General features: G+C 43.0%; 5 protein-coding genes and 2 pseudogenes. 4 read left to right on the top strand and 3 right to left on the bottom strand.

Annotated elements, in window-relative coordinates; all coding sequences use genetic code 11:
* Positions 1-375: 375 nt before the first annotated feature.
* Positions 376-468 (bottom strand): annotated as a pseudogene (locus tag IM456_RS23525) (reverse transcriptase N-terminal domain-containing protein); the annotation flags it as partial.
* A gap of 231 nt (positions 469-699) precedes the next feature.
* On the bottom strand, positions 700-1,152 hold the full coding sequence (locus IM456_RS08400) for a hypothetical protein (protein WP_149986385.1): 453 nt from the start codon (positions 1,150-1,152) through the stop codon (positions 700-702).
* Positions 1,153-1,383: 231 nt separating this feature from the next.
* On the opposite strand from IM456_RS08400, the gene IM456_RS08395 reads away from it, so the two are divergent.
* Both IM456_RS08395 and IM456_RS08390 read left to right on the top strand, forming a co-directional pair.
* Positions 1,384-2,229 carry an alpha/beta fold hydrolase gene (locus tag IM456_RS08395; RefSeq protein WP_149986351.1) on the top strand — a complete coding sequence of 282 codons (846 nt, stop codon included), beginning with the start codon at positions 1,384-1,386 and terminating at the stop codon, positions 2,227-2,229.
* A gap of 281 nt (positions 2,230-2,510) precedes the next feature.
* Positions 2,511-3,455 (top strand): annotated as a pseudogene (locus IM456_RS08390) (RNA-guided endonuclease InsQ/TnpB family protein); the annotation flags it as partial.
* A 173-nt stretch (positions 3,456-3,628) separates the two neighbouring features.
* Here the strand turns inward: IM456_RS08390 and IM456_RS08385 are convergent.
* Positions 3,629-5,593 (bottom strand): FAD-dependent monooxygenase family protein, encoded by a 1,965-nt coding sequence (locus tag IM456_RS08385; RefSeq protein WP_287692754.1) that lies wholly within the window; start codon positions 5,591-5,593, stop codon positions 3,629-3,631.
* Positions 5,594-5,714: 121 nt separating this feature from the next.
* Here IM456_RS08385 and IM456_RS08380 point away from each other — a divergent pair, with 121 nt between their 5' ends.
* Positions 5,715-5,957: a hypothetical protein gene (locus IM456_RS08380; RefSeq protein ID WP_002800028.1), complete on the top strand. Its 243-nt coding sequence runs from the start codon at positions 5,715-5,717 to the stop codon at positions 5,955-5,957.
* A 7-nt stretch (positions 5,958-5,964) separates the two neighbouring features.
* Positions 5,965-6,780, top strand: coding sequence for an LmeA family phospholipid-binding protein (locus tag IM456_RS08375; RefSeq protein WP_149986353.1), 816 nt, complete (start codon positions 5,965-5,967; stop codon positions 6,778-6,780).
* Positions 6,781-7,037: the final 257 nt, after the last annotated feature.

Here is a 7,037-nt window from a genome sequence, read left to right as displayed (position 1 = left end):
GACAAACGTTGAGAAATCGATCCGAGGGACTCAAAACCCTTGCACTTTCTGGAGACGAACACAAAGGGTTCCGCTTCCAGGCACGCCAGGTCATTCTGTTATTCTGACTTCCTCTCCTGTCTCCTGTCTCGGAGTCTCCTGTCTCGGAGTCTCCTGACTCCTGACTCCTGACTCCTAACCCCACCAACAAACTTTTTCAGCAAACCCTAATTACACATATCTAACTACCTCTTGCCTCTTGCCCCTTGCCTCTTACCTTTTGCCTATCCTAACCAAGAAGTTAATTTTGTCCTATTACTTAGCCTTCAGCTATCAGTTATCAGCTATCAGCTTGGCGTTTCCTAGTTTGACTGTTCCATTGTTAGGGATACAGCTTGTCTTAGCGCCATGGAATATCCTCTTTTGGAGCTTGAAAACATATCTTTGGACTTTCGCCCAATTGATAGTTTTCCATACTTCCTGATTCATAATTCATAATTCCCTCTCCCTTCTCCCCACTTCCCCCCGCAACGCACACGAAGTTGTCTCCCCACTTCCCTCTCCCAACTCTGGCACTCATGGGCAGTCTTAACGAGTAATTTAGATAGTCAACAGCTTATCATAACGGAAAACTAGGTTATTTTGTTCATCTTGGAATTGGCGAATTAAGAAAGTGCAAGGATAATTATCGAGGTGGCTCCATAACAGCTTAAGCTAGAGCTAGTAAATATAAATAGCACCCTGTTGATTGATGTTAAAGGTGGTATAACCGGGGGTACTCCCCGGAACTTTGGTGACAGTAATCGTGACTAAATTATCATCATTGACCTCTACGGCATAGATTAAACTAGAAGAATCGGGATCAGCGGCGGCATTAGCCCGATTAATCAGAATATATGCCGGAATTACCAAACCTCTTAGGGTTGTCTCCGCACTTGGAGATAATAATTGGGGAGAGGAATTAATATTGGCCGATAGGTCATAATTGAGGTCAATATCGGTTTGATTGATGATTTTAATCTCCACGGGACGACTCGTATTCACCCTAGCAACAGGCTGCCAAGGACCGGGTTGAAAGGTGGTAGCGGGGGGATTTTGAGCGGGTAGAGAGGGGGGAAAAGCTAATCCCAGACTTAACACGAGGGAAAGAGTCAAAAAGCGATCGCATTTCATAGATAAATCCTGGTCTAGGGTTTTCATCCTATTTTAGGGAGGTATCTCCAGTGTTTTATACTTGAGTAGAAGCTTTTGAAATTGTCTATAGCGGTGAGTCATCAGCTATCGGGGGAATATCCTAAGCTTCCCTGATTTTGCTCTATAAACAAGGCTAAATACACCTATTTTTCCCTAGAAGTTTCCCTAGTAACCCCTATCAACGGTTTAACTTAGGTTGAGATTGATTATATGCCTACCATCGACATATCGGGAGTATCCCACAGTTACGAGTTATTTTCGCCCCGAGCGGATCAACCGGTTTTAGTCTTTATACACGGTTGGCTGCTGAGTCGTCACTACTGGCAGCCTTTGGTAGATATTCTCTCCCCGGATTATCCCTGTCTAGTCTATGATCTCCGGGGCTTTGGCGACTCCCAAAAAATCACCTCTAACAGTCCTCCTCGCAGTTATAACCTTGAATCCTACTCCCAAGACGTTATTACCCTTCTTAACCGCTTAAACGTCGATGCTGCTTGGTTAGTTGGTCATTCCCTCGGTGGTAGTGTTGCTTTGTGGGCCGCGGATAGCTGTCCTGAACGGATTAAAGGGGTAATCTGTATGAATGCCGGCGGTGGCATCTATCTAAAGGAGGAATTTGAGCGATTTCGGGAAGCCGGAAGACAGATTTTACAGAGAAGACCGTCTTGGTTGCCCCGTGTTCCCTTTATTGATGTTTTATTCTCGCGGATGATGGTCAAGCAAACCCTAGGTAAAAAATGGGGCAAACAGCGCGTGATTGATTTTGTCCGGGCCGATTACCAAGCAGCCCTAGGGTCACTTTTGGAAACCACCACTATCAGCGAAGTTCATCTTTTACCCCAGATTGTCTCCCGTCTCCCGCAACCGGTCTATTTTCTGGCGGGGAAAGAGGATACGATTATGGAAGTTAAGTACGTTAACCATCTGGCCAGTTTTCATCCTTTGTTTGAAACTGGCAGCAACGTCATTGAGTTATCCGATTGTGGTCATTTTGCCATGCTGGAACAAACAGCAGCGGTGGCCCAAAAGATGATGGCTATTTTAACTGAATGCTGACTTTGTATATAGACAATTCCTAAAAAACTAGGTGATCATAATTAGGGTCTGCTGAAAAAGTTTTTCCTAGGGGCAGGGTGTAGGGTGTGGGGTGTGGGGTGTGGGGTTTTACCGATTTTGAGGGGGTCAATTACCTAATTTTCAGGGAAAAAGTCCCTGAATTTCCCCCTGATCACTCCCATATCTGGTACTTTTTGAGGGGAAAAAAGTCCAAAAGTCTTATCCAACAAGGTTTTTAGATTTATTCAGCAAGCCCTAATTATAGTTTCTTGATAACTCTTATGTACAAAGCGTACAAATTCAGACTTAAGCCTAATACCGAGCAAGAAATAGCCTTAGCTAAAAGCTTTGGCTGTTGTCGTTGGTTTTGGAATTATTCCCTGAATTTATGTCAAGAAACCTATAAAACCACAGGAAAAGGACTGACACAAAACTAAATTCAAGGACTATTGCCTAGTCTCAAAAAAGCTTATGAGTGGTTGACAGATGCTTATTCCCAGTGTTTACAGGTTGTTGCTTTGAACTTATCGCAAGCTTATCAAAACTTCTTTGAGAAACGAGCTAGATTACCAAGATTCAAATCCAAACATGGTAAACAATCAATTAGCTATCCAGCTAATGTTAAATTTGAAGGGGACTACCTCAAATTACTGGGTAAAGTTAGATTAGTTTATTGTGTTCGTCATCGGGAATTTGCAGGAACAATTAAAACCGTTACTATTTCAAAAAACCCAGACGGTAAATACTACGCTTCTATTTTAGTTGATGACGGACAATCCCCCCTTGCCCCCCTTGATAAGGGGGGTGCCGAAGGCGGGGGGATAGATGGAAAAGCCATAGGAATCGATTTAGGACTTAATCATTTTGCTATTACCAGTAATGGTAGTAAATATGATAATCCTAGACATTTAGCCAAACATCAACGTAATCTAAAAAGGAAACAACAAAAGTTATCGCGTAAAAAGAAAGGCAGTAACAACCGTCAAAAAGCTAGAGGTAAAGTAGCTAAAGTTCACTCTAAAATCTCAAGATGTCGTGAGGATTTTCTCCACAAGCTATCCCGTAAGATAGTTAACGAAAACCACGTTATTGCTGTAGAAAACCTCAATGTTAAAGCCATGGTACGCAATCATAATTTAGCTAAGGCTATCAGTGATTGTAGTTGGGGAATGTTTTGTACAATGCTCAAATACAAGGCAGAATGGCAAGGAAAAACCTATATTGAATTCTTAACTCCACAAACAGTGAAATAATACTAAATCCGTTGAGTATAGGCTACTTATGAAGACAGGCACTCAGGCAAAAGTGGGAATAAATAATCAGTCTTTAATAACTGGATTTAGTATAAAAACTCAAATCTGATCCCCGGTAGCTCTCTCGGAGTCTCGGAGTCTCCTACTTAATTTCTTAGGCCATAATTAAAACTCAATAGCTTTAACCATAGGCGAGGATTGTCTTTTTCTAGCCAGCTTTGGGAGTTTTTTAACCATTGGGAAAACCAGGGACCCAAAAGCAGATTTTTGACTCCATCAAGGCTAAAATCGAGATAGGAACCCAACCAACGAATTAAATCCTGACTGCCAGCCATTTCTGCTATCCATAACAGTAAAGCGGGGTTTTTTCTGGCCGCTTTAATTGCTAAACGGCTAAAGGTCAACCAATCGGTTTTATCCTTAATAAAAGTTTCGGAAACCTCCGGCGGTTCGTCGGCCAATAAACCGAAAAATGTGTTTAACATGGCGTTAATTCTTTGGGGGGGTAAGGTTTTTCCCGTGGGAACCATCATTCCTTTAGAAAATAACCAAGTTACCGCCACATTACTTTGATAGGCCCGCACGTTTTCTAGGTCTTTAGCTGTTAGTAAATCGTGTTTTAAGGCCATATCCAAAAGATGGGTTAAGCGCTCTAAATTACGCACCAAAGAACCGAACCCAGTAAAAATTAAGGGTGATTGCAGGGAGGCGGCATCACCGATGGCTAAAATGCGATCAAAGGAGACAATTCGATCTTTTTTTCCTGTGCTAAAATGCCCCGGTATATAACCAAAGGTTGGTTTTTTCCAAGTTAATTTTTCTGGATCACACTGTCGATATTCGGGCAAAATAGTAAAGAAATCTTCGTACATTTCCAACAGAGAACCGGGGTTATCGGGATGGACTTGATGATAGTGAAATAGATAAAAGGTTAATTCTTTTCCTTCCCCCGGAAATAATTCCCAAATTAATTGCCTACCTTTAGAAATATCGCCATGGGAATTTAAGACATCGCCATAGTGAGAATCCCACACCACCGGATCGAATCCTTCTACTACTGCCCCCACCGTCGGACAGACACTATCAAAGGCACGCACTCCATTTAATTGCCAGGCAATGGCAGAGGCTGAACCCATGGCATCAATCAATAAACGGCATTTTATCTGTTGAATTTCCCCGCTATGATTAAGGGTGACAGTAACACTATTAGCAGTAATATCAGCCTTGATAAATTCCGTTTGATCGAGAATTTTACCGCCATGATCCTGTATTTTTTTACCGCAGGATTGCAGCAATTTATCGGAATTAATGGCGATATTTAAAACCGTGGGAGTATGGAGAATCTCCGCCTTCAAATGGGGGGGATTATTGCCATCAAAAAACTTATTAAAGCCATCGATGTATTCTTGGAAGATTAATTCCTCGAATTCTTCGGCGGTAAATAGGCCTAAATTAATTAAACTTTGAAACTCCGATCGAGAGATATTCCATTCCCGATTCATCCGTCCGAAAGGCAGTCTTTCTACTAAGAGGACTCGATAACCTAATTTGGCCATCTGTGCCGCATGAATTGCCCCCAAGGCACCACCAATATAAATTAAGTCGTAGGTGATGGGATGATCATTTTCCTCACTGCTAGAGAAAATTACCGGCTGCGGTTGTTGGGGATTTTTGGCACTGTCGCGCCAACGTTTTTCCCACCAATACAAACGTTCTAAATCTGCCTCCCCTTGCGGCATTTTGCGGAAGTAGTGAACCGTTAGGGGATAGTCCGCTTCTAAATCTGTAAAAATTGAGTGATTTTTTTGATCGATATTTGGTATCGTGTTATGCTGCGGCGGAAAACGCTTTTGTAAAGCTCGATCGAGCTGCCGAGTCAGGGATGTTTCTTGAGAATGCGATCGCTCACCCCAGCGGAAAACTTTTAAATAAGTAGTCCGTTGCAGCGTCCAGACAAAGATCGACAATTCGATCGCCTCCGATAAGCGCAATCTCACCCCGTTAGGTGTATTTGTCTTGACACCGCTTGCGGGTTGCCAATCGGATTGTAACCACTGACAAACGGCGATCGAGTCGGGAGTCGGAATTTCTCTGTAAAGTATTTCTCTCATCTTGATTTAGCTATTACACCTAAAAATCGTCTGATTACGCTAGACTACACAAAAAGTTTTCTGAAAAAAGTTTAAAAAACTTTACATACCTAGATTAATACACAGCCAGGACCATCTGATTATGAATTATCCCATCCCGACTACCCCCGAAGAAATTGCCGCCCTCCGACAGCGCCCCGTGGACGAGGAGATGATCGCTGCCGTGATTGCGGGAATTATTAGAATGGCCCGCGCCCAGGGTCAATCTCTCGATGATCTTACTGAAGAAATTCTCGCAGAAGACCCGATTTTAGATCAAGTGCAACGACGTTGGTTAAGTCAGCTTTTGACTAATGCTTGGCAAAATTTAGCTGAATGGGTGTAATTGAGCGATGGAATGGCTAACAATCACTCTCGCTAGTGTTTTGACCCTGTTAACTCCCGCAGGGGCAATTATCGATACGGTTTTAGCCCATACCCTTCGCTCTCAAGTCCAAAAAGTGGAACAATTAGCCGTCAGGGTCGATAATACTCCCAATTATCAGGCTCTACAAGGCAAAATCGATCGAGTTCGCATTTCTGCGCGGGGAATTTATCCCCTTGCTGATGTTCGCATTGAGAAGATCGAGCTAGAAACTGAGCCAATTAGCCTCGATTTGCGGCGATTACAGCAAAAAAACAGCAGTTTAGCCGCCGCCTTGCGCCGACCGGCTGCGGGGGCATTGCATCTTGTCCTCACGGAAACTAATGTTAATCAAGCTTTACAATCGGCAGCGGTCAAAGAGCCAATTCAGACTCTGATTAATAATCTGATTCCCTCTAGGGAAGAATCGCATAGCACAAAATATCAACTTAGTCAAGCAAATTTTAACTTTCTTAATAATAATCGAGTCGCCCTCAGCCTGCAGCTAGAGACCCAAGGGCCGGACGGCCCCGTAGCCAGCCTCGATCTGAGCCTAGAAGTGGGATTTAAGCTAGTGCAGGGGCGAAAAATCGAGCTTATTGACCCCACAGCCACTCTTAATGGTCGTCGCATCTCCTCGCGCCTCCTCAAGGGGTTTGCCGAGGGTATATCCACCCAGTTAGATTTAAAAAACTTCGAGAAACAAGGAATTATCGCCCGCCTTCTCCAATTGCAGATCGACGATGATAAGCTGAGTATAGCCGCCTTTGGCAGCATTGAACCTCGATCGGGGAACCCCAATTAAATTTAACGGTCGGAAAAGAGGAGATATTTCAGTTATCAGTAATCAGTGAAAAGAAAACTGCTATTTAATACTGCTCACTTAAAACTGATAACTGCTCACTTAAAACTTAAAACTGATGGTTCTTCGTTACTTAGTATGGTTCGATAGGGTGGCATAAATCGACTAAATCCTTATCTGGCAAGAGATTTAATTGATTAGTTCGCTCTAGATAGAAAACAATTAACAAAAATCGCCAAATGTCTTTCTCTATAAGAGTT

The sequence above is a fragment of the Microcystis sp. M079S1 genome (genome assembly GCF_020246425.1).
Classification (GTDB): Bacteria; Cyanobacteriota; Cyanobacteriia; order Cyanobacteriales; family Microcystaceae; genus Microcystis; species Microcystis aeruginosa.
This window is presented reverse-complemented; position numbering and strand designations above follow the sequence as displayed.

Coding starts and splice junctions, on each gene's coding strand:
- IM456_RS08400 (WP_149986385.1), bottom strand. CDS start 1,152: ATGAAATGCGATCGCTTTTTGACTCTTTCCCTCGTGTTAAGTCTGGGA.
- IM456_RS08395 (WP_149986351.1), top strand. CDS start 1,384: ATGCCTACCATCGACATATCGGGAGTATCCCACAGTTACGAGTTATTT.
- IM456_RS08385 (WP_287692754.1), bottom strand. CDS start 5,593: ATGAGAGAAATACTTTACAGAGAAATTCCGACTCCCGACTCGATCGCC.
- IM456_RS08380 (WP_002800028.1), top strand. CDS start 5,715: ATGAATTATCCCATCCCGACTACCCCCGAAGAAATTGCCGCCCTCCGA.
- IM456_RS08375 (WP_149986353.1), top strand. CDS start 5,965: ATGGAATGGCTAACAATCACTCTCGCTAGTGTTTTGACCCTGTTAACT.